Source organism: Dyella marensis, assembly GCF_900112865.1.
GTDB classification, from domain to species: Bacteria; Pseudomonadota; Gammaproteobacteria; order Xanthomonadales; family Rhodanobacteraceae; genus Dyella_D; species Dyella_D marensis_A.
In genome coordinates, this window is the sequence record NZ_FONH01000006.1 from 139,601 (window position 1) to 161,317 (window position 21,717).

Consider the following 21,717-nt stretch of genomic DNA (forward strand, 5'->3'; position numbering starts at 1 on the left):
TTCTAGGGGGCGGCGCCGGCCCGCGGCGAGTGCGCCGTTGTCGCGCTCAGGCCGCGGTCGCTTCGTGCAGCGTCGCCAGCACCTCGCGCTCGTCCACCCCGCCGACGATCTCCGCGCGCCCGATGCCGCGCCACAGGATCAGGCGCAGCGTGCCGGCGGTGTTCTTCTTGTCCAGGCGCATCAGCGCCAGCAGGGCCTGCGGGTCCATGCCGGGGGGAATCGCCACCGGCAGGCCCAGCCGTTCCAGCAGGCGCTGCAGGCGTGCGGTGTCGGCGGCGGCGCTCATGCCCAGCCGCTCCGACAGCCGCGCCGCCAGCAGCATGCCGACCGCGACGCCTTCGCCGTGCAGCAGGGTGGTGTACTTGCCGGCGGTTTCCAGCGCATGGCCGAAGGTGTGACCCAGGTTGAGCAGGGCGCGTTCGCCCTGTTCGGTCTCGTCGCGGGCGACCACGCCGGCCTTGTACTGCACCTTGCGCGCGATCGCTTCGATCAGCGGCGCGGTGTCGCGCGCGGCCAGCGCGTCGGCATGTTGCTCCAGCCATGCGAAGAACGGCAGGTCGCCGATCGCCGCGCCCTTGACCACCTCGGCCAGGCCGGCGCGGTATTCGCGCTGCGGCAGCGTGGCCAAGGTGTCGATGTCGGCAATCACCGCGCGCGGCTGGTGGAAGGCGCCGACCAGGTTCTTGCCGGCCGGCAGGTTCACGCCGGTCTTGCCGCCGACGGAGGAATCGACCATCGCCAGCAGGGTGGTCGGCATCTGGATGAAGTCGATGCCGCGCATCCAGCACGCCGCGCTGAAGCCGGCCAGGTCGCCCACCACGCCGCCGCCCAGCGCGACCACGCAGGCGTCGCGGGTGGCGCCCAGCTGCGCGAGTGCGTCCAGCGCGCGGCCGACGTTGTCGAAGGTCTTGTGCGCCTCGCCGTCGTCGAGCAGGAAGGCCGACCATTGCAGGCCTTCCAGGCCCGCGGCGACGCGCTCCAGGTACAGTGGCGCCACCGTGGTGTTGCTGATCACCAGCGCATGGCGGCCGCGCAGCATGGCGCGCCAGCGGGCGCGGTCGTCGAGCAGGCCGGGGCCGATCCATACGGGATAGCTGCGCTGGCCGAGGGCGACGTCGATGCTGCGGAGAGTGGGCGTGTCGGTCATGTCATGCGGCCTGCTGGCGCTGCCAGTGCTGGTCGATCAGGGCGATGCTGCGTTCGCTGGCGGCCTGGACGAGCTCGTGCTCGCCCGGGATGACCAGGTCGGCGACATCGGCATAGAGCGGCGTGCGGATGCCCGCCATGGCCTGGAGTTTCGCGCTGCGGTCCTCGCCGGCCAGCAGCGGGCGGCTGCGGTCGCGCGCCAGCCGCTCGAGTTGCTGTTCCAGCGTGGCCTGCAGCCACAGCACATAGCCGCGTCCGGCCAGCAGACGGCGGTTGTCCGGGTCGAGCACCGCGCCGGCGCCGGTGGCCAGCAGCACGCCGCTGCGGGCGGTGCAGGCGTCGAGCAGGGTGCTTTCGCGGCGGCGGAAGCCGGCCTCGCCTTCCAGTTCGAACACCGTGCTCACCGTGGCGCCGCAATGGCGCTCGATCTCCTGGTCCAGATCCAGGAACTCCAGCTCATAATGCGCGGCCAGCCGCCGGCCGATCGACGTCTTGCCGGCGCCGGTCGGACCGACGATGAACAGGTTGCACGAGGGATTCATATGCCGACTTTAACAGCAGGCTCCGCATGACCGAACGGGTCTTGCTGGCCGGATGCGGCGATCTTGGGATGCGCGTGGCACAACGCCTGCTGGCGCGCGGCGACGAGGTGTGGGCGCTGCGGCGCTCACCGGTCCGTGACGCAGGAGACGGCCTGCGCTGGCTGCGCGGCGACCTGATCCGTCCGGAGAGCTTGCGCGAACTGCCCGCAGGCATCACCCGCGTGGTGTATGCGCCGACGCCCGGCGCGCGGGACGAAGCGGCGTATCGCGCGATCTTCGTCGACGGCCTGCAGCATCTGCTCGATGCGCTCGCCGCTGCGCCGCTGCAGCGTGTGCTGTTCGTTTCTTCCAGCGCGGTCTATGGCGAGCATGGCGACGGATGGGTGGACGAGGAGACGCCGCCCGCTCCGCCCGGCTTCAACGGGCGCGTGCTGCTGGAGGCGGAGCGGTGGCTCGCGGCGCAAGCGGTACCGTCGACCAGCCTGCGCCTGGCCGGCATCTACGGCCCGGGCCGCCTGCAACTGCTCGACCGCCTGCGCGCCGGCGAAGCGAAGGTGCCGCGCGATCCTCCGCACTGGTCCAACCGCATCCACGCCGACGATGCCGCGGCGGCGATCGTGCACCTGCTCGGATTGCCGGCGCCGAATCGTCTTTATGTGGGTGTCGATGACACGCCATTGCCGATCCACGTGCTGTATGAACACCTCGCGGGATTGATCGACGCCCCGAGTCCGGGAGAAGGGACGCCGCCGCCGGGGATCGGCAGCAAGCGCTTGAGCAATGCGCGCCTGCGCGCGAGCGGGTTCGATTTCTTGTGGCCGGACGCGCGGGAAGGTTATCGCGCGCTAACGCGTGCACCGTAAGTTGCCGGGATGCTTGCCGGGTTACGCGGAAGGCATTGCCCCAAGCGATTCCTGATGTCCTGGAAGCCGGCCATCGTCTTGGTGCGCCGGCCCAATAGAAAGGGTGCCCTGGACGGGGCACCCTTTTGGTGGAGGAAATTGAAAGGTCGAAGGCGAATGCTTTAAAGAGCGGCTAGTCGATCACTCGCAACGTACCCGCTGTCGTATGGTCCGCATCCTTTCCTCCGACGTATTCCTCATAGGTACGCCAGTACTCCCCCTCGCCTGGCCATGGGTCGGATATCTTGACCCACTTCGATCCGTCCGCCAGCGCGTTATAGCCGTAGGCGACGACGATATGCCCGCCGCCCTTCTTCCAAAGCCACGCCGTAAGCACGCCGTGATTATGGTTTATCGATTGCTGCATATGGAAAAACGAAAGAGCTGCGGGGTAATGGCGGAGCCGATTGAATCCATATTTATTCAATATGGAATAAATATCCCTGGTGCCGTCCTTCTTCAGCCAGTTTCCGCCATTGGCTCGATCTTTCCATGAGAAGGTGTTGTTGAATCGGCAGGCGTAGTTGACCCCAAATACAAAGTTCCCGATGTCGCATTGCCACAGGTCGCGCTTGCCATTGCTCTCCGTATAGATGAGGTTTCGGACGCTGGCGTTCCAGCACCACATGCTGTGCACTTGTTCCTTGTTATTTTGTGGGCTGGTGGTGGTCACCGCGAGCGCCGACGTCGAAAGCAGGGCGAGTGCGGCAAGTTCGACGAAGATCGTTGCCTTGTTCATGGTCAGCGCTCCTCCGTACGGGCATCGTGGGAAATGGCATCGCGCAGTTCCGTGGCCAGCGCGTCTTCCCCGATCAAGCTCGATGTTTCCAATGAGCGATTGCGCATGGCGAAACCCCGCGCATCAGGGCCGGACGCATGACTGACGCGGGCCGCCTTGAGCGGGGCATAGCGCGCCTGGGTGGCGCTGTTCGCAGGGATCTCCATGTAATCGGTGCGCGCCTGATAGCTGCGGACCAGGCTCGCATCTCGTCCAGGGTAGGCCGCCAGCGCTGCCTCGACATCCTTGGCCAGGCCTTTTCCGCCCAGGCCGACCATCTTGTACTTCCCCGCCACCCGACGCACGTTCACCAGGCCCACGGGGCTTTCGCCGGCCATGACCACGAAACGCCATTCGCCGTTGGCGTGTATCGCTTCGCTGAGGCGTCCGCCGGCCATGAGCTGATCGGGGTCGACAAGTTTCATGGCGAAGCCGCGGCCGATGCGGACCGACTCCAGTTCTTGCAGCGTCTGTACATCCAGCACGAAGTCGTCGTCCGGCTGAACATTGTCCTTGATGAAATTGTTTGCCCAGGTGTAGAGGCCGACTTCAGCCGCCGCTCGCGCCGCCGCAGGGGGGCTGGACGTGCTCGAGGCAGGCTGGTTGCCGGAGGATGCCGCGTATGCCAGTGGCGCACACGCGGCGGCGACGGACACGAACAGGGTGATGGGGAGGAGATGTTTCATCAGGAGATCCCATTGTTTTTTTTGCACAGGTCGCATCGGTGGCGCCTGCGGGTGATTCGGATGGCCGAAATGCGCGGTCGAAGGGCTGGCCTTTGCGCGAACGCGAAAGGCGCTCCATCGAAGCGTCATGGTCCGGTGAATATATCCCTGGCTATTGGCGGGGCTCTTGCGTCGTACTCAAGAACGGGATTATTCCGATGCCTCGGGCGGATTAATCGCTATTGGCGTACGGCCCGGTGGTCTTGCCGGCGGTCGATATCAAGGGCCGCAACGTCTTCGTGGCCGGCACATTTCGCTGCCCGCCGGGTATGGGATCATCCCCCGCGTACTTCACTGCCGAGGAGCCCCCGTGTCCCGCATCTCCCCCAACATGGTCACCACCGGCAACGAACTGCCGGGCTACCGCATCGTCCGCCCGATGGGCATCGTGCGCGGCATCACCGTGCGTTCGCGCAGCGTCATCGGCAACCTCGGCGCGGCGCTGCAGACCCTGGTCGGCGGCAATATCTCGATCTATACCGAGCTGTGCGAGAAGGCGCGCGAGGAAGCGTTCGAGCTGATGCTGCAGCACGCCGGCCAGCATGGCGCCAATGCGGTGGTGGCGATGCGCTACGACGCCAACGATGTGGCCGAGGGCGTTACCGAGGTGCTGGCCTACGGCACGGCCGTGCTGGTCGAACCGCAGGGCTGATCGATGGGCCGGGGCGCGGACCGCGCCCTGGCTTGCTCAAAAGTGGCTGAGGCCGGTGACGTGGCGCTGCGTGTCGTATTCGACGCAGGTGTCGGCCAGCGCCGGCAGCGTGGCCAGGGCGTGGCGGCTCAGCCGTTCGAAGTGGGCGAGGAAGTGCTCCATCGCGGCGGCGTCCATCGCCAGCGGCGCATGCCGCGCCAGCAGTTCTTCTTCCTGTTCGCTGCGCCATTGGCGCACCACTTCCCAGTTGGGCGCCTGCAGCACCACCAGTGCGTCGAGCTTGCGCCACAGCGGCTGGTAGCCGCGCAACTGCTTGTTGACCCAGTGGCGCCACGCGCCTTCCGGATCTTCGCGGCGTTCCAGTGCGTTGACCGGTTCGTCCAGCGCCGACTGCAGCTGCGGCTTGATGCCCAGCGCCCAGCCTTCCAGGATGATCAGCTTGGGCGGCCGCGTGATCTTCGGCCAGCGCGACGGCGGCATGCGCGTGTCGCGGCCCTTGTCGAAGCGCGGGTAGGTGACCGGCAGCTTGTCCGAGGCATGCGGCAGGGCCGCCAGCACCGACATCAGCAGTTCGATCTCGTGCGTGCCCGGCACGCCGCGGGTGCGCAGCAGCGGATGCACCTGGTGGGCGAGGGACTCGCGCTCGCTGCGGCTGTAGTAGAAATCGTCGAGGGCCAGCACTTCGGTGGGCAGGCCGCGCGCTTCGGCCTGGGTCTTCACTTCCCGCGCCAGGGTGCTCTTGCCGCTGCCCTGCAGGCCGGAGATGCCCAGCAGGTACGGCCGCCGCGAGCGGGCGATACGGCCGGCGTACTGATCCAGCAGGAGTCCCGCCAGGGTCGAATTCTGCGTGCTAGCATCGTTAACCATCCGCGCATGATGACGCGCGCCGGCCACGATTCAAGACCCATGCTGAAACCCGAAATCCTCGAGACCTTCCAACAGCTGCTGGAGGGTGCGCGGGCGAGCGGCGACCCCGAGCCCACCGCCATGACCCTGTCCACCGCCGACGCCGGCGGGCGGGTCAGCGCGCGGATCGTGCTGCTCAAGGGCGCCGACGAACGCGGCTTCCGTTTCTTCACCAATTACCAGAGCGACAAGGGTTCGGAGCTGGAGATCCACCCGCAGGTGGCGCTGTGCTTCCACTGGAAGCAGCTGCGCGACGGCGTGCAGGTGCGCATCGAGGGCGCCGCGCGCAAGCTGATGGACGAGGAGTCGGACGCCTACTTCGCCAGCCGCCCGCGCATGAGCCAGATCGGCGCCTGGGCCTCGCTGCAGTCGCAGACACTGCCCGACCGCGACACCTTCGAGCAGCGCGTGGCGCGCTACGAGCAGGAGTTCGACGGCCGCGACGTCACGCGCCCGCCACACTGGGGCGGCTATGTGGTCGAACCGGACATGATCGAATTCTGGTACGGCGCGCAGTTCCGCCTGCACGAACGCGTCCGCTGGAGCCGCCACGGCCAGACCTGGACGCACCGCATGCTTTATCCGTAGCCGCACCGCATGCTCCATCCGTAGAGGACTGCCGCCATGACCCGAGCCGCGCCCGCCGGACACGTCGCCCAACAAGGCTTCACCGTGCATACGCGCGGCCGCGGCTTCAGCGAGATCACCGACAAGGTGACCGAGGCCGTCATGGCGAGCGGTGTGCACACCGGCATCGCCCATGTCTTCACCACGCATACCAGCTGCTCGCTGCTGATCAGCGAGAACGCCGATCCCGCCGTGCGCGACGATCTCGAGCGCTGGTTCGGCCGCGCGGTGCCCGATGGCGATGCGATCTTCCAGCACGATGCCGAAGGCCCCGACGACATGCCCGCGCACGTGCGCTCCATCCTCACCGGCGTCAGCCTCACCCTGCCGGTGCACGGCGGCAAGCTGCTGCTGGGGACGTGGCAGGGCGTGTACCTGTGGGAGCACCGGCTCGATCCGCACCAGCGCAAGGTGACCGTCACCGTGCTGGGCCACTGACCTCATTCGAAGCCATGTCCACCGACGCTTTTCCGCAACGCATCGTCTGCCTCACCGAAGAACCCACCGAAGTCCTCTACGCGCTCGGCGAGGAACACCGCATCGTCGGTATCTCCGGCTTTACCGTGCGGCCGGCACGGGCACGAAAAGAGAAGCCGAAGGTGTCGGCGTTCACCAGCGCGAAGATCGGCGAGATCCTCAAGCTGCAGCCGGACCTGGTGATCGGCTTCTCCGACATGCAGGCCGACATCGCACGCGATCTGATCAGGGCCGGCGTCGAGGTATGGATCAGCAACCATCGCAGCGTGGACGGCATCCTCGCCTACATCCGCCGGCTCGGCGCGATGGTCGGCGCGGGCGCCAAGGCCGAGGCCTATGCGCAGACCGCCGAGCGCCATATCGCACAGATCCGCGCGGCCGCCGCAGCGCTGCCGAAGCATCCGCGGGTCTATTTCGAGGAATGGGACGAGCCGCTGATCACCGGCATCCAGTGGGTGGCCGAACTGGTGCGCATCGCCGGCGGCGAGGATGTGTTCCCGCGCCAGTCCGGCGAGTCGCTGGCGAAGCACCGCATTCTGGCCGATCCCGCCGACGTGGTACACGCCGCGCCGGAGGTGATCTTCGGCTCGTGGTGCGGCAAGCGCTTCCGCCCCGAGCACGTCGCCGCGCGGCCCGGCTGGGACGCGATCCCGGCGGTGCGCACGGGCGATGTGCTCGAGATCAAGTCACCGATCATCCTGCAGCCCGGTCCGGCGGCGCTGTTCGACGGACTCAGCGAATTGCATCGGCATATCGCCGCGTGGGCCGCCAGATGACAGCGCACCGGCGTAGGTTGGGGTGAGCGCAGCGAACCCCAACGTGGCGTTCGGGATGAAAGGTTCGTTGGGGTTCGCTGCGCTCACCCCAACCTACGCCGGCGTGTTGCTCAGTGGCCCAGGGCGAGCTGCACGCCCAGCGCGGTGAGCGGCGCGGCCACCAGGATGCGCACCAGCACCAACACGATCACCACGATCCACGGCGAGAAATCCAGCCCGCCGGCCACCAGCTTGCCGCGCAGCGGACGCAGCACCGGCGCGACCAGGCTGCCGACCAGGCGCAGCGCGGGATGGCGCTGGTCGACCGGGAACAGGCTCAGCAGCGACCAGATGAAGATCAGCACCAGGTAGGTCAGCAGTACGAAGTCCAGCAGGTCGGCCAGCGCCAGCACCAGCAGGCCGAGCAGGTCCGGCAGCTGGCCGTACAGCGCGAAGATCACCACCCGCTGCAGCAGCATCAGCACCCACAGCAGCAACACGCAGGACAGGTTGATGCGCCGCCAGTTGGGCAGCACGCGGCGCAGCGGCGCCAGCACCGGATTGGTATAGCGGTAGAGGAACTGGCTCAGCGGATTGTTGAAGTCCGCGCGCGTCGCCTCGGCCAGCAGGCGCAGCAGGAACAGCGTGGCGACCGCGCCGAAGACGAGGTCGACCAGGAAGGTCAGGGCATTCAGCAGATAGCTCACGGGGCGTCATCCAGGGCAGCGGCCAGGGCCTCGCCGCGGCGGGTGGCGGCGGCGACGGCGCGCGCGACGATACGCGGCAGGCCGTCGGCGGCAAAGCTTTCCAGCGCGGCCTGGGTGGTGCCGTTGGGCGAGGTCACCCGGCGGCGCAGCTCGGCCGGCGCCTCGCCGCTCTCGGCCAGCATGCGGCCGGCGCCCAGGCAGGTCTGCGCGGCCAGCGCGCGAGCGGTCTCGCGCGGCATGCCCTGCGCCACGGCGGCGTCTTCCAGCGCCTCGACCAGGGCGAAGAAATAGGCCGGGCCGGAGCCGGACAGCGCGGTCACCGTGTCCATCAGAGCCTCGTCGTCGATCCAGCGGGTCAGCCCCGCGGCGTCCAGGATGCGCTGCGCCAGCGCGCGCTGCGGCGGGCTGACCCGGCCGTTGGCGCACAGGCCGGTGGCGCCGGCGCCGATCAATGCGGGGGTATTGGGCATGCAGCGCACGATCGGCAGCTGGCCGCCGAGCCAGCGCTCGAGCTGGTCGATGCGCACGCCGGCGGCGATCGAGATCAGCATCGGGCGACGCTGGCGCAGCACGTCCTGCAGCTCGTTGCGCAGCGCCGGCAGCACCTGCGGCTTCACCGCCAGCACCACCACCTCGGCTTCGGCGACGGCCGGCCGGGCTTCGGCATAGCAGGCCACGCCGAACTCGCGGCCCAGCTCCTGGCGCGCCTCGGCGCGCGGCTCGGCCACGCTGACGGACGAGGCCGCGATCCCGGTCTTGAGCAGGCCGCCGATCAGGCTGCGCGCCATGTTGCCTCCGCCGATGAAAGCGATGCGGGTCATGCGGACTCCTTGGGGGACGGTGGGGGCATACCTTAACCGTAGGTTGGGGTGAGCGCAGCGAACCCCAACGGACGCCATGCTGTTGCCTACCGGCCGATTCATCGATCCGGGCGCTCGGATTGCCGGGTCCGTTGGGGTTCGCCTTTGGCTCACCCCAACCTACGGCCCATTACGCGGTTATCACTTTCAAACATCGGCCACCTGAAAGACTGGCCCCTGTCGCCGCGCCGCGAGTAGTATCGGGCCGCTGCGAGGGGGACCTGAGAAGGGTGGCAGCAGCGAGGCCGAGCAAGCCTTTCGCGACCATTCCCCACGCCGCACCGCCCAAAGCTGAACGTCCAAAGGGGAATGCATGGATATCGCCGAACTACTGGCCTTCTCGGTGAAGAACAAGGCGTCGGACTTGCACCTGTCCGCCGGCCTGCCGCCGATGATCCGCGTGGACGGCGACGTCAGGCGCATCAACATCCCGGCGCTGGAACACAAGCAGGTGCACGCGCTGATCTACGACATCATGTCGGACAAGCAGCGCCGCGACTACGAGGAATTCCTCGAGGTCGACTTCTCCTTCGAGATCCCCGGCCTGGCCCGCTTCCGCGTCAACGCGTTCAACCAGAACCGCGGCTCCGGCAGCGTGTTCCGTACCATTCCCTCCGAAGTGCTGACCCTGGAGGACCTGGGCGCGCCGCGCATCTTCCGCGACCTGATCGAGCAGCCGCAGGGCCTGATCCTGGTCACCGGCCCGACCGGTTCGGGCAAGTCCACCACGCTGGCGGCGATGGTCGACCATATCAACAAGAACGAATACGGCCACATCCTCACCATCGAGGACCCGATCGAATTCGTGCACACCTCGCAGAAGTGCCTGGTCAACCAGCGCGAGGTGCATCGCGACACCCACGGCTTCAACGAGGCGCTGCGCTCAGCGCTGCGCGAAGACCCGGACTTCATCCTGGTGGGCGAGCTGCGCGACCTGGAAACCATCCGCCTGGCGCTCACCGCCGCGGAAACCGGCCACCTGGTGTTCGGCACCCTGCACACCAGCTCGGCGGCCAAGACCATCGACCGCATCATCGACGTGTTCCCCGCCGGCGAGAAGCCGATGGTGCGCTCGATGCTGTCCGAATCGCTGCGCGCGGTGATTTCGCAGTCGCTGCTGAAGAAGGTCGGCGGCGGACGCCTGGCGGCGCACGAGATCATGGTCGGCATTCCGGCCATCCGCAACCTGATCCGCGAGGACAAGGTGGCGCAGATGTATTCGGCCATCCAGACCGGCCAGCAGTACGGCATGCAGACCCTCGACCAGAACCTGCAGGACCTGGTCAAGCGCGGCCTGGTGACGCGCCAGCAGGCGTCGGCGTACGCCAGGAACAAGGAAGTGTTCAAGTGATCCACACCTACGTCTCCGCAGGAGACCGCCCATGAGCGATTTCGATTTCACCTCGTTCCTCAAGCTGATGGTCCACAAGAAGGCCTCGGACCTTTTCATCACGGCCGGCGTCGCGCCGTCGATGAAGGTGCAGGGCCGCATCGTGCCCATCACGCAGAGCCCGCTGTCGGCCCAGCAGTCGCGCGACATGGTGCTCAACGTCATGACGCCCTCGCAGCGCGAGGAGTTCGAGAAGACCCACGAATGCCAGTTCGCCATCTCGGCGCAGGGCGTGGGCCGCTTCCGCGTGTCGTGCTTCTACCAGCGCAACTGCGTGGGCATGGTGCTGCGCCGGATCGAGTCGAAGATCCCCACCATCGAGGAGCTGAGCCTGCCGGCGGTGATCAAGCAGCTGGCGATGACCAAGCGCGGCATCATCATCTTCGTCGGCGGCACCGGCACCGGTAAGTCGACCTCGCTGGCCTCGATGATCGGCTACCGCAACGCCAACTCGACCGGGCACATCATCACCATCGAGGACCCGATCGAATACGTGCACAAGCACGAGGGCTGCATCATCACCCAGCGCGAGCTGGGCATCGACACGGACAGCTGGGACAACGCGCTGAAGAACACCCTGCGCCAGGCGCCGGACGTGATCATGATCGGCGAGGTGCGTACGCGCGAGACGATGGAACACGCCATCAACTTCTCCGAGACGGGCCACCTGTGCCTGTGCACCCTGCACGCCAACAACGCCAACCAGGCGATGGACCGCATCCTGCACTTCTTCCCGGAAGACCGCCGCTCGCAGCTGTTCATGGACTTGTCGCTGAACCTCAAGGGCGTGGTCGCGCAGCAGCTGATTCCCACCCCGGACGGCAAGGCGCGCCGCGTGGCGGTGGAGATCCTGCTGGGCACGCCGCTGGTGCAGGACTACATCCGCCAGGGCGAGATCCACAAGCTCAAGGAAGTGATGAAGGAATCGACCAACCTCGGCATGAAGACCTTCGACCAGAGCCTGGTCGAGCTCTACCACGCCGGCGAGATCTCCTACGAGGACGCGCTGCGCCACGCCGACAGCTCCAACGAAGTGCGCCTGCGCATCAAGCTGGCCCAGGGCGGCGACGCGCATACGCTGTCGCAGGGGCTGGAAGGCGTGGAGCTGGAAGAGTCGCGCGACACCAACCAGTTCGGCGGCGGCATGCTGTATCGCTGACGCTGCACGCTCATCGCCGATGCAAAAAGAAAGGAGCCCTCGCGGGCTCCTTTCTCGTTTCTACGCGCTTGAGGGCGCGACGGTCACTTGGCGTTGTCGCTGACGGTGACGCCGCCGGCGTCCACACTCTTCACGCCTTTGACCTTCTTGGCGATCGCTTCGATCTTCGCCTTCTCGCCACTGGTGGCGGCGGTGCCGGTGATGGTGACGACGCCGTCGGTGGTGTTGACCGACAGGTCGCCGCTCTTGATGCCCTTGGTGGTGGCCAGCTCCGATTTCACCTTGGTGGTGATCCAGCCGTCGGCGGCCTTGTCCGGCACGGTCTGGTTGCTGGTGGGTTTCTGCATGGCGCCCGCGTCCTGCGCGGCGACCTGCGCCAGCGGCGCGGCGGCGAGCAGCGCGACGAGGGCGGCGGCAGGCAGGGTCTTGCGGAGCAGGGACGAAGTCTTCATGGCAACTCTCCTGGGGATGGGACGCTGTCCGGGGGGAGACAGCCGGAACGCATGTCGGCCGTCCGTTCCGGATAGCAACAGGTCGGGTGTGAACAAGGCTTCGAAAGCGCGTGCAGGCGTTCAGGGCGCGCTGGCCTAAGCGAAGATTTCGTGCGCTTCCGATGGAAAGATCGCAAGCTTTCGCGAAGCTTGCATGCCGTGTCGCAGCATGCGCATCTTTTCATTTTCTACAGCACGTTACGCGTTTTTTCGCCCTGCACCGGTGGCGGAATTAGTGACCGGGTGAAAAAAATCGCGTTACAAATTCGTTGTGAATCGCACGATGTTGCGTTATACAGCCCGCTGCTCTTTGGGCTGGATGGATACGAGAGGGGGGCTCGTCGAGCCGCATCTGGTTAGCCATCCGGGGGCACGTTTCTTCCTCGGAGCAAGGCCCTTCCCCGGGCCCGCAAGACCCACATCCCCGGTCCGCACCCACTGCGGATCTTGCGTTGCTAACAAGTTGATGGGAGTACAACCTGTGAGTTACCTCGCTGCTTTCACCAAGCGGCCTAAGGGACGTTCGTCCCTGGCCCTGGCCGTCGCCCTCGCGCTGGCCGGCACTGCCGCCATGGCCCAGTCCAACATCACCGGCTCGATCTTCGGCCAGGTGGCCCCGCAGTCGGGCAACACCGTCGAGATCAAGAGCGTCGACACCGGCCTGACCCGTTCGGCCAACGTCGACGAGCAGGGCCGCTACCGTTTCAGCTCGCTGCCGACCGGCCGCTACACCGTCACGCTGAAGAACAACGGCGCCGCCGTCAGCACCCGCGACAACGTCGAGCTGAGCATCGCCGGCGGCACGGAAGTGTCCTTCGGCGCGTCCGCCGCGGCCGCGACCGACGCGAAGAACCTCGACGGCGTCTCGGTGGTGGCCTCGGCCCTGCCGGCGATCGACGTGTCCTCGGTCGACACCCGCACCGTGCTGACCTCCGAGCAGCTGGCCAAGCTGCCGATCGACCGCGACATCGCCGCCGCCGCCATGCTGGCGCCGAGCGTGGTTGCCAACTCCAGCTACGGCGTGCCCAGCTTCGGCGGCGCCGCCTCGTCGGAGAACGCGTACTTCATCAACGGCTACGCCGTGACCAACCCGCTGACCTCGATCGGCTTCACCAAGCTGCCGTTCGACGCGATCGACCAGCAGCAGGTGCTGACCGGCGGCTACGGCGCCGAGTTCGGCCGTTCCACCGGCGGTGTGATCAACATCGTCACCAAGCGCGGTTCGAACCAGACCAAGGGTGGCATCTACACCATCTGGGAACCGGAAGCGCTGCGCGCCAGCCCGCGCAACAACTACTTCCCGCACACCGGCGCGGCCACCAACGCCGCCACCGACGGCACGCTGTACCAGTACCGCAACCGCAACCAGTACTGGAAGTCCACCGTCGGCGCGTACATCAGCGGCGCGCTGATCAAGGACCGCCTGTTCTACTACATCGACGCCGAAGTGAACCGCCAGGAAGGCGCCAGCGTCATGTCGTTCTCCAATTCGGCGGCGTCGGCTTCGAAAATCGGCTACAACGAATTCCAGAACAAGATTCCGCGCTGGACGGCGAAGATCGACTGGAACATCACCGACAACCACATCCTGGAATTCACGGGTGTGTCGGACAAGACCGAATTCACTTCCGACCGCTACACCTACGACTACAAGACGCAGACCCACGGCAGTACTCAGACGGGCGGCGTGTACAACAAGGACGGTGGCGACCTCTACATTGCCAAGTACACCGGCTACATCACCGACGACCTGACCGTGTCGGCGCTGTACGGCACGCAGAAGATCAACCACGTCCAGACCAACTACGGCTTCAATCCGGCCTGCCCGTATATCTCGGTCGGTTCGAACGCGCAGGCGCCGGGCATCATCTACAACACCTGCCAGACCGCGACCACCTCGACCCTGCCGCTGGACGGCGCCAACGACAAGACCAAGGGCTGGCGCCTGGACATCGAGTACCGCCTCGGTGACCACGACATCCGCTTCGGCTACGACGCGCAGAACGCCAAGTCGTTCACCGGCAAGGAATACGCCGGCGGCTACGCCTGGGTGTACGGCAAGCAGACCAACCCGGCCACCGCGATCGACCCGGGCCTGGGCGTGACCGGTTCGCCGGCTTCGGCGGGCGGCCTGGGCGCGCAGGGCTACTACGTCTACAAGGCGTACAACACCCAGCGCGCCGGCGTGGAAACCGACCAGGCGGCGCAGTTCATCGAAGACCGCTGGCAGGTCAACGATCGCTGGCTGCTGTCGGTGGGCCTGCGCAACGAGCAGTTCACCAACTACAACAAGAACGGCGACGCCTACATCAAGCAGCGCCACCAGCTGGCGCCGCGCCTGGGCGCGTCGTGGGACGTGTTCGGCGACTCCACCCTCAAGGTGTTCGCCAACGCGGGCCGCTACCACCTGGCCGTGCCGAACAACGCCGCCGTGCGCAGCGTGTCCGGTTCGCTGATCAGCAACCAGTACTTCACCTACACCGGCGTGGATCCGGTCAGCGGCGCGCCGCTGGGCCTGAACCCGATCGCGGTGAACCCGGCCAGCCCGTTCATCTGCGCCAGCACCGGCGGCGTGTCGTCCAACAAGGAATGCGGCCAGGCGCCGGATCCGCGCACCGTCGCGGCCAAGGGCCTGCGTGCGCACTTCCAGGACGAGTACATCCTGGGCATGGAGCAGCAGCTCACCCCGACGTTCAACTGGGGCGCGAAGCTGACCTACCGCAAGCTGATGAGCGCGATCGACGACACCTGCATCCAGTCGCTCGGCAACAAGTGCCTCACCTTCAACCCGGGCCGCGGCAACACCTTCATGGTGCCGCAGGCGGACGGCAGCCTGAAGGAAGTGCACCTGAGCCAGAAGGACCTGAACCTGCCGGATCTGAAGCGCAAGTACTACGCGGTGGATCTGTTCGTCGAGCATCCGTTCGCCGACAGCTGGTACGGCAAGGTCGAGTACACCTTCTCGCGCAACTACGGCAACACCGAAGGCCAGCTGGCCTCCGACCTGGATACCGGCGCGGGCGGCCAGACCGACGTGTCGCGCACCCAGGACTGGGACCTGCCGCAGCTGATGGTGGGCTCCAACGGCACGCTGCCTAACCATCGCGCGCACCAGGTCAAGGCGTTCGGCTATTACCAGCTGAACACCGAGTGGCGTTTCGGCGCCACCCTGATCGCCGCCTCGGGCCGTCCGAAGAACTGCACCAGCTTCTACCCGACCGCCGACGCCGGCCTGTACAACAGCTCCACGTACTGGTTCTGCGGCCTGCCGGGCCAGACCGGCTACACGGTGTCGCCGCGCGGTTCGCACGGCACCACGCCGTGGACCTACCAGCTGAACCTCAATGCGGCCTACACGCCGGGCTGGCTGGACAACAAGCTGACCCTGCAGGTGGACGTGATCAACGCGCTGAATCGCCAGACGGCGACGATGTACAACTACCGCTACGCGCTGAACCGCACCACGGTGAACCCGCTGTACGGTCGTGAGCTGAACTACACCGATCCGCGCTACTTCCGCGTGACCGCCCGCTACGACTTCTAAGCGGGCAGGCCGGACCGGCGCCTCGCGGCGCCGGTTCGACCCGGCAAAGTCATGAAAACCACCGGCGTCATGCCGGTGGTTTTTTTCTTTCTATTGCGTAGTGGTAAGGGGCGCACAAACGCTGCGACTACCTTCCCCGACCTTCAAGTTGGAACCCTTCTCCCCCGGCGACCCGAAGGTAGTCCCCGTGGGAGAGCACGCGGAGAGCGCACATGGATGTGCGCGGCTCTGAGGAGCGAGGAAGGTGGCGGCAGCCGGATGAGGGTACGGGCGGAGCGCAGCGTTACGCTCCGCCCGTACCCTCACCCCAACCCCTCTCCCGAAGGGAGAGGGGCTTAGGTCGCGACACTCCCAAACGCCGCGGCTAGAACGCCACGTTCACCGTCAACCGTGCCGACTGATCGTGCGCATCACTGGCGAACTGCCCGTGATAACCAAGATCGATCGTCACTGCATGGCCGACCGGGAAGCGCAGGCCGAGGTCGAGCACGCCGGCGTTGTCCGCCACCGGCAGGCCGTACACGGTGAAGTCGTCCGCGCCCGCGGCGAAGCGCTGCCGGCGTTCCGGCACGCGATCGCCGGAGGCATGCTGATAGCCGACGCCGGCGTAGGCATGCAGTCCGCCCGGACCCAACTGCAGCGAACCGCGCACGCCGGCGGTGGCCACGGTGAGGTTGGACGAGCTGCCGTCGACGGCGAGCGCGGCGTCGCTGCCGTGCTCGGTGAAGGCATCGGTGCGCACGTGCACCTGGCTGAGGTTGAGGTAGGGCTCGACGGTGGCGCGGTCGAGCTGGAACACGTAGCTGCCGTCGATATAGGCCTGCGCGGTGTTGGCGTCGTAATTGGCCTGGGCCACGCCGGAGTAGGTGCCGAAGGCGATGCGGCGGGTGGTGTCGATTTTCTGCCACGCATACGCCGCGCCGCCGCGCAGGCGGATGTTGCCGAGATTCCAGCTGGCGTACAGGCCGGCATAGTTGGCCTTGGCATGTGCGGTGGAACCGAGTTCGCGCACGTTGAGGCTGTTCTGGCCGTGGCCGACCAGGCCGCCGACGCGCAGGTCGTCGATCGCCGTATCCGCGCCGACCAGCACGCCGCTGCCGTTGGCGTTCATGTCGTGCGCGTTGCCGTCGCTGTCGTGGTCGCCCCAGTGGCCCCACAGCGAACTCCACACGATGTTGCCGCTGCCGGTGGCGCCTTCGGCATTCTGCCCGCCGTAGCTGGCGCCGAGCAGATGGTTGTTGATGGCGTCGCGCACGTAGTGGCTGTCGTCGAACAGCGCGGTGCCGATGCTGCCGTGCATCTCGCCGGAGAGCTGGTCGAAGGCATGCCGCGCGGTGGCGGGGTCGAGGGTGAGCAGGGCGTCGTAGAGCGGCGAGTTCGGATCCAGGTGCTCGAGCGCGCCGGCGGTGTTCTTCTGGTTGCTGGTGTTCGCCACGCTCTCGAAGCTGACGTCGTTGCGCTGCAGCGACAGGTTCACCGCGTTGGCGGTGTAGCTGAGCACCGGCGTGAGGAAGGTCAGGTTGGCGCTGACCGCGCCGAATTGTCCGCTCAGGCCCTGCGCCGCGGTGAGGATGGTGTAGTCGGTGCGTGGCGCGTAGTTGCCCGGCTGTCCCAGCACCAGCACGCTGCCGCCGAGGATCGACGCCGTGCCGCCGACGACGATGCGGCTGCTCTGGCCTTGCGGCGTCGCGCCGACCTGGTAGCTGGAGCCGTTGTGGAACACCGCATTGCCGGTCACCGTCAGCGTGCCGGTGGTGTTGCCGGGTACGACGGTGCCGGACAGGTCCAGTGCGCCGATGGTGCCGATGCCACCCAGCGTGGCGCCGCCGTTGACCGTCACCGCGCCGCCGAGCGTGGCGCCCGGATGGCTGTTGTCCCCGACGATCAGCGTGCCCGCCGCGACCGTCGTCGCGCCGGTCAGCGGATTGGCGGTGTCGAGGGTGAGCGTGCCGGCGCCCGACTTCAGCAGCGTGCCGCTGCCGGAGATCGAGCCATTGAACGTGGCATCGCTGCCCTGGTTGATGACCAGCGCGGCGTTGTCGACGATAGAGCCCTGCAGGCTGCTCGCATCGCCTTGCAACGTGCCCGCGCTGATCGTGGTGCCGCCGCTGTAGCTGTTCGCGCCGCTCAGCGTGAGCGTGCCGGCGCCGAGCTTGGTCAACGCGCCGGTACCGCTGACCACGCCGGCGAAGCTGCCATCGGTGCCCTGGTTGAAGACCAGCAAGGCATTGTCGGTGATATTGCCCTGCAGGCTGCTGGCATCGCCTTGCAGCGTGCCCGCGCTGATGGTGGTGCCGCCGCTGTAGCTGTTGGCGCCGGAAAGAACCAGCGTGCCCGCGCCGAGCTTGGTCAGGCTGCCGGTGCCGCTCAGGGGCTGGCTGACGGTGAACACGTTGGCGGCGTCGGCGATATCGAAGCCGCCGCCGGTGGCGCCGAAGGTGATCGCGCGCGGCGTGGACTGGAAGCTGGTGCCCGTCACCTGCAGGATGCCGCCTTCGAAATCCAGGCCGGCGCTGGCCGCACCCAGGTTCGTATCGGCGCTGACCGACAAGGTGCCGGCGCTGAGCATGGTGCCCTGCGTATAGGTGTTGGCGCCGCCGAGGATCAGCGTGCCCGCACCGGTCTTGTTGAAGCCCAGGCCGGTGAGCGTGTTGTCGACCGTGGCGACCCAGCCCGCGCTGGCCGCGCTGCCGTCGCCGACGCGGATCTCGCTGAGCGCGCCTGGCGAAGGCGCGACCAGGCCGAGCGCGTCGCCGACCAGGTGGAAACCGTCATTGGCGAACTGCATGCCGAGCGCGGTGACCGGCTGCGCGCCGCCGTTGCCGTCGACGGTCACCGTGCCTGCATCGCCGCCGAAGATGGCGAACGCATCGGCGGGTTGGCGAGTGGAGGTCACCGAGCCCGTTGCATCCGTCCAGTTCGCCTGCGCTGCCGACCAGGTGCCGCTGCCGCCGCCCATGCGCGTGCTGTTGGCCAGGCCGTTCGCGTTCCAGAAATTCAGCGCCAGGCTGTTGGTGTTGATCAGGTTGATCTGCTTGCTGGCGGTGAGGTTCTGGATGGTGAAGCCGGCCGGCGGCGCGATGCCGCCATTGGTTTCGGAGAGCGCGCCGCCGTAGGTGAACAGGTTGTACAGGCCGGGACCGAAGCCGCCGGCATCGATCGGATTGATCGTGGCGCCGTTGATGGTCAGGTTGCCGTTGACCGCCACGTTGTGGCCGGTGCCGGGCGTGCTGAAGTTCGGTCCCGGTGCGCCGAACGAGAAGTCCAGCACGCTGCCCTGCGCCAGGGTGACATCGCCGTTGACGGTGAGCGTGCCGGTGGGATTGCCCGGCGCGAGATGGCCGCCGTTCAACACCGAGACGCTGCCGCCGACGGTGCCGAAACCGCCCAGCGCGGCGCCGCTGGCGACGGTGACGTTGCCGCCGATGCTGGCCGCGGCATGCGTCGCATCGCCCACGGTAAGACTGCCCGCCTGCACCGTGGTCAGGCCGGTGTAGGTGTTTACGCCGTTGAGCACGAGTGCGCTGGCGGTATTGGTCACGCCGCCGGTGCCCTGGATGACGCCGTCGAAGCTGCCGCCGCCGCTGCCGCTCACGCTGAGCACGTTGGCGCCCAGGTTGACGGTGCCGCCGGTGCCGGCGAGTGCGCCGATGGTCTGGTTGCCGCCCGCGGAGATGTCGAGGATGCCGCTGTTGCCCAGTGTCAGCGCACTGCTCGCGGCGAGGCTGCCGCCGGCGCCCAGCGCCAGCGTGCCGGCCTGGATGCTGGTGGCGCCGGTATAGGTATTGGCGCCGGTGAATGTCTGCGTGGCCGTGCCGTTGATGGTCACGCCGCCGCTGCCGCTGATGACGCCGCCGAAGCTGGAGCCGACGCCGTTCGGTGCGAGGGTCAGCGCGTTCGCGCCGATGTTCACCGTGCCGCCGGCGCCGGCAAGTCCGCCGAGGCTCTGCGCGCTGGCGGCCGAGAGATCGAAGGTGCCGCCCGCGGCCAGCGTGACCAGGCCGTTCGCGGCGAGCGAACCGCCGCTGCCCAGCGCCAGTGCGCCGGCATTGATGGTGGTGCCGCCGGTATACGTGCTGGCGCCGCTGAGCGTGAGCGTGCCGCTGCCTTGCTTGACGAGGCCGCCGGTGCCGCCGATGGTCCCCGCGTAGGTCGTGCTGCTGGCATTGCCGACGATGAGCGACCGCGTGCCCAGCGCCACCTGGCTGCCGGCGACGCCGGACAGCGCGCCGATGGTCGGGTTGCCGCCGGCCGCCGAAATGTCGAACGAGGTGCCGGCGGCGTTGAGCGTCACCGCACCGCCGGCCGCGAGACTGCCGCCCGCGCCGAGTGCCAGGGTGCCGGCATTGATCGTGGTGCCGCCGGTATACGTGCTGGCGCCGCCCAGGGTCAGCGTGCCGCTGCCTTGCTTGACGATGCCGCCGGTGCCGCTGATGCCGCCGGAGAACGTGGTGTTGACGCTGTCGCCCAGGGTGAGCGTGCGCGCACCCAGCGCGAGCGTGGTGCCGGCGGCGCCGGCCAGCGCGCCGATGGTCTGGTTGGCGCCGGCGCCGGAGATGTCCAACGTGGCGCCAGGGCCAGTCAGGTTGACCATGCCGGTCGATGCCAGCGAGCCGCTGGCGCCCAGCGCGATGGTGCCGGCGTCGATGACGGTACCGCCGCTGTAGGTGTTGGCGGCACCCAGGGTCAGCGTGCCGGCGCCGTTCTTGGTCAGCGCGCCGCTGCCCGACAGCAGGCCCGACAAGGTGAAGTTGTTGGCGCCCGACGCGGTGAGGCCGCCCGCATTGACGGTGATCGCATTGCCCAGGGTCAGGCCGCTGCTGCTGGCGCCGATCGCGCCGCCGTTGGCGGTGATCGGATTGCTGCCGAAGGCGGCGCCGTTGTCGAAGTTGGCCAGGCCGCCGTTGAGCGTGGCGTCGGTGCTGACCAGCGCGCCCTGCAGGTTCCAGGTGCCGCTGTTGACGGTCAGGTGCTGGAAGTTGATGTAGGTGGCGGACGAGGCATTGGTCACCGTGCCGCCGGTGCCCGAGCCGGGGCCGGCCACCACGTTCTGCAGCACCAGCGTGTTGTTGCCGCCCGCGCCGCCGTCGATCTGTCCGGTGGGCGCGAAGTTCAGGTTGACGCCGAGCACGCCGAGCAGGTTCAGCCCGAGGCTGCCGCCGTTGTTGACGTTGGAGCCGGACACCGCGGTGAAGGTATTGGTGCTGTTGGCGCCCATCGACACGCTGCCGCTGATGGTGCCGGCGTTGATGAAGGTGTTGCCGGTGGCGGAAGCCTCCATGGCGGTGCGGCCGGTGATGGTGCCGGTATTGGTGATGTTGACCTGCGCACCGCCGTAGGCCGCGATCACCGGGGCATCGGATCCCAGCAGCGAGACGCCGAGCAGGGCGGACGAGCCGATGGTGCCGGCATTGTTGATCGTGGTGGTGCCGCCGCTGCCGTTGCGCACGGACAGTGCCATGCCGGTGAAGTCGGCGAGATTCAGGCCGAGCAGGCCGGTGGTGCCCTTCATCACGCCGCTGGCCTGGTTGTTGACGGTGACCGTGCTGCCCGGGATGGCGGTGCCGAGATTGGGGTTGCCGATCACCGTGCCGGAGGACAGCAGGCTGAGCAGGCCGAGCAGGGACGGGTCGATGGTGCCGGCATTGTTGAGCGTGGTGCCGTTGCCGGTGAGCGACATCGCCGTGCCGCCCAGGCCCAGCAGCACGCCGGTGGAGCCGCCGGCGACGACATTGACGGTGAGGTTGTTGGCGGCGCTCGCATACGAGGGCGCCAGCGGATTGGCGGCGCCGGAGCAGGTCACCGTGGCGCCATTGGCCGGGTTGATCGGACTGCAGGCGGCCATGGCCGATTGCAGCGGCAGGGCAGCGCAGGCGGCCAGGCAGCACAGCGCGAGCAGGCGGCGGGCCGGCAGCCGGCGCGCTCCTCCCGGCGGAGTTCCCGCGCCGCGTGCATCCGCCAGTTCGGACGCAACTTGAAGCACGCGCAGCGCGCGGTTCCAGACGAGCCGGTAAATGCGATTCATGTTTTAACCCCTGAAGTTAGCCGGTGCCGGG

General features: G+C 67.6%; 16 protein-coding genes and 1 pseudogene. 8 read left to right on the plus strand and 9 right to left on the minus strand.

Annotated features, from left to right (window positions below; translation table 11 throughout):
* Positions 1 to 46: 46 nt before the first annotated feature.
* Both aroB and BM172_RS11495 read right to left on the minus strand, forming a co-directional pair.
* Positions 47 to 1,147, minus strand: coding sequence for a 3-dehydroquinate synthase (gene aroB, locus BM172_RS11490; protein ID WP_026633563.1), 1,101 nt, complete (start codon positions 1,145 to 1,147; stop codon positions 47 to 49).
* A gap of 1 nt (position 1,148) precedes the next feature.
* Positions 1,149 to 1,688, minus strand: a complete 540-nt coding sequence (locus BM172_RS11495; protein WP_026633562.1) for a shikimate kinase — start codon at positions 1,686 to 1,688, stop codon at positions 1,149 to 1,151.
* A 26-nt stretch (positions 1,689 to 1,714) separates the two neighbouring features.
* Between BM172_RS11495 and BM172_RS11500 the strand changes: the two genes are divergently transcribed.
* Positions 1,715 to 2,551: an NAD-dependent epimerase/dehydratase family protein gene (locus BM172_RS11500; RefSeq protein ID WP_026633561.1), complete on the plus strand. Its 837-nt coding sequence runs from the start codon at positions 1,715 to 1,717 to the stop codon at positions 2,549 to 2,551.
* 172 nt (positions 2,552 to 2,723) lie between these two features.
* Here BM172_RS11500 and BM172_RS11505 read toward each other — a convergent pair whose 3' ends face one another.
* Entirely contained in the window at positions 2,724 to 3,329 is a 606-nt protein-coding gene (locus BM172_RS11505; RefSeq protein WP_026633560.1) for a papain-like cysteine protease family protein, read from the minus strand.
* 2 nt (positions 3,330 to 3,331) lie between these two features.
* The gene (locus tag BM172_RS11510) at positions 3,332 to 4,054 is read right to left on the minus strand and encodes a hypothetical protein (RefSeq protein WP_051548326.1); all 723 of its coding nucleotides are present in this window, start codon (positions 4,052 to 4,054) and stop codon (positions 3,332 to 3,334) included.
* Positions 4,055 to 4,424: 370 nt separating this feature from the next.
* On the opposite strand from BM172_RS11510, the gene BM172_RS11515 reads away from it, so the two are divergent.
* Positions 4,425 to 4,745 (plus strand): YbjQ family protein, encoded by a 321-nt coding sequence (locus tag BM172_RS11515; protein WP_035322360.1) that lies wholly within the window; start codon positions 4,425 to 4,427, stop codon positions 4,743 to 4,745.
* A 36-nt stretch (positions 4,746 to 4,781) separates the two neighbouring features.
* Here BM172_RS11515 and BM172_RS11520 read toward each other — a convergent pair whose 3' ends face one another.
* On the minus strand, positions 4,782 to 5,612 hold the full coding sequence (locus BM172_RS11520; RefSeq protein ID WP_026633558.1) for a kinase: 831 nt from the start codon (positions 5,610 to 5,612) through the stop codon (positions 4,782 to 4,784).
* Positions 5,613 to 5,651: 39 nt separating this feature from the next.
* On the opposite strand from BM172_RS11520, the gene pdxH reads away from it, so the two are divergent.
* Genes pdxH through BM172_RS11535 form a run of 3 tightly spaced genes read left to right on the plus strand, consistent with a single transcriptional unit; the run spans position 5,652 to position 7,531 of the window.
* Complete coding sequence (pdxH, locus tag BM172_RS11525; protein ID WP_026633557.1) at positions 5,652 to 6,239, plus strand: pyridoxamine 5'-phosphate oxidase; 588 nt, start codon at positions 5,652 to 5,654, stop codon at positions 6,237 to 6,239.
* Positions 6,240 to 6,275: 36 nt separating this feature from the next.
* On the plus strand, positions 6,276 to 6,716 hold the full coding sequence (locus tag BM172_RS11530) for a secondary thiamine-phosphate synthase enzyme YjbQ (protein ID WP_026633556.1): 441 nt from the start codon (positions 6,276 to 6,278) through the stop codon (positions 6,714 to 6,716).
* Positions 6,717 to 6,730: 14 nt separating this feature from the next.
* The gene (locus BM172_RS11535) at positions 6,731 to 7,531 is read left to right on the plus strand and encodes a cobalamin-binding protein (RefSeq protein ID WP_026633555.1); all 801 of its coding nucleotides are present in this window, start codon (positions 6,731 to 6,733) and stop codon (positions 7,529 to 7,531) included.
* A 110-nt stretch (positions 7,532 to 7,641) separates the two neighbouring features.
* Here BM172_RS11535 and BM172_RS11540 read toward each other — a convergent pair whose 3' ends face one another.
* Both BM172_RS11540 and proC read right to left on the minus strand, forming a co-directional pair.
* A complete protein-coding gene (locus tag BM172_RS11540; protein ID WP_026633554.1) occupies positions 7,642 to 8,217 on the minus strand; it encodes a YggT family protein in 576 nt (191 codons plus the stop codon).
* Entirely contained in the window at positions 8,214 to 9,038 is an 825-nt protein-coding gene (gene proC / locus BM172_RS11545) for a pyrroline-5-carboxylate reductase (RefSeq protein WP_026633553.1), read from the minus strand. Before proC ends, BM172_RS11540 begins: the two co-directional genes overlap by 4 nt.
* Positions 9,039 to 9,390: 352 nt before the next feature.
* Between proC and BM172_RS11550 the strand changes: the two genes are divergently transcribed.
* Both BM172_RS11550 and BM172_RS11555 read left to right on the plus strand, forming a co-directional pair.
* Positions 9,391 to 10,428 carry a type IV pilus twitching motility protein PilT gene (locus BM172_RS11550; RefSeq protein WP_026633552.1) on the plus strand — a complete coding sequence of 346 codons (1,038 nt, stop codon included), beginning with the start codon at positions 9,391 to 9,393 and terminating at the stop codon, positions 10,426 to 10,428.
* Positions 10,429 to 10,459: 31 nt separating this feature from the next.
* Positions 10,460 to 11,626, plus strand: a complete 1,167-nt coding sequence (locus BM172_RS11555; RefSeq protein WP_026633551.1) for a PilT/PilU family type 4a pilus ATPase — start codon at positions 10,460 to 10,462, stop codon at positions 11,624 to 11,626.
* Positions 11,627 to 11,709: 83 nt separating this feature from the next.
* Here BM172_RS11555 and BM172_RS11560 read toward each other — a convergent pair whose 3' ends face one another.
* A complete protein-coding gene (locus tag BM172_RS11560; protein ID WP_026633550.1) occupies positions 11,710 to 12,078 on the minus strand; it encodes a BON domain-containing protein in 369 nt (122 codons plus the stop codon).
* A gap of 520 nt (positions 12,079 to 12,598) precedes the next feature.
* On the opposite strand from BM172_RS11560, the gene BM172_RS11565 reads away from it, so the two are divergent.
* The gene (locus tag BM172_RS11565; RefSeq protein WP_026633549.1) at positions 12,599 to 15,661 is read left to right on the plus strand and encodes a TonB-dependent receptor; all 3,063 of its coding nucleotides are present in this window, start codon (positions 12,599 to 12,601) and stop codon (positions 15,659 to 15,661) included.
* A 364-nt stretch (positions 15,662 to 16,025) separates the two neighbouring features.
* Here BM172_RS11565 and BM172_RS11570 read toward each other — a convergent pair.
* Positions 16,026 to 21,674, minus strand: a pseudogene (locus tag BM172_RS11570) (autotransporter-associated beta strand repeat-containing protein); the annotation flags it as partial.
* Positions 21,675 to 21,717 lie beyond the last annotated feature (43 nt).

Excerpts from the sequence above, each read along its gene's own strand:
- BM172_RS11510 (WP_051548326.1), bottom strand. The coding sequence starts at position 4,054 with ATGAAACATCTCCTCCCCATCACCCTGTTCGTGTCCGTCGCCGCCGCG.
- pdxH (WP_026633557.1), top strand. The coding sequence starts at position 5,652 with ATGCTGAAACCCGAAATCCTCGAGACCTTCCAACAGCTGCTGGAGGGT.
- proC (WP_026633553.1), bottom strand. The coding sequence starts at position 9,038 with ATGACCCGCATCGCTTTCATCGGCGGAGGCAACATGGCGCGCAGCCTG.
- BM172_RS11495 (WP_026633562.1), bottom strand. The coding sequence starts at position 1,688 with ATGAATCCCTCGTGCAACCTGTTCATCGTCGGTCCGACCGGCGCCGGC.
- BM172_RS11505 (WP_026633560.1), bottom strand. The coding sequence starts at position 3,329 with ATGAACAAGGCAACGATCTTCGTCGAACTTGCCGCACTCGCCCTGCTT.
- BM172_RS11550 (WP_026633552.1), top strand. The coding sequence starts at position 9,391 with ATGGATATCGCCGAACTACTGGCCTTCTCGGTGAAGAACAAGGCGTCG.
- BM172_RS11555 (WP_026633551.1), top strand. The coding sequence starts at position 10,460 with ATGAGCGATTTCGATTTCACCTCGTTCCTCAAGCTGATGGTCCACAAG.
- BM172_RS11530 (WP_026633556.1), top strand. The coding sequence starts at position 6,276 with ATGACCCGAGCCGCGCCCGCCGGACACGTCGCCCAACAAGGCTTCACC.
- BM172_RS11515 (WP_035322360.1), top strand. The coding sequence starts at position 4,425 with ATGGTCACCACCGGCAACGAACTGCCGGGCTACCGCATCGTCCGCCCG.
- aroB (WP_026633563.1), bottom strand. The coding sequence starts at position 1,147 with ATGACCGACACGCCCACTCTCCGCAGCATCGACGTCGCCCTCGGCCAG.
- BM172_RS11520 (WP_026633558.1), bottom strand. The coding sequence starts at position 5,612 with ATGGTTAACGATGCTAGCACGCAGAATTCGACCCTGGCGGGACTCCTG.
- BM172_RS11535 (WP_026633555.1), top strand. The coding sequence starts at position 6,731 with ATGTCCACCGACGCTTTTCCGCAACGCATCGTCTGCCTCACCGAAGAA.
- BM172_RS11500 (WP_026633561.1), top strand. The coding sequence starts at position 1,715 with ATGACCGAACGGGTCTTGCTGGCCGGATGCGGCGATCTTGGGATGCGC.
- BM172_RS11560 (WP_026633550.1), bottom strand. The coding sequence starts at position 12,078 with ATGAAGACTTCGTCCCTGCTCCGCAAGACCCTGCCTGCCGCCGCCCTC.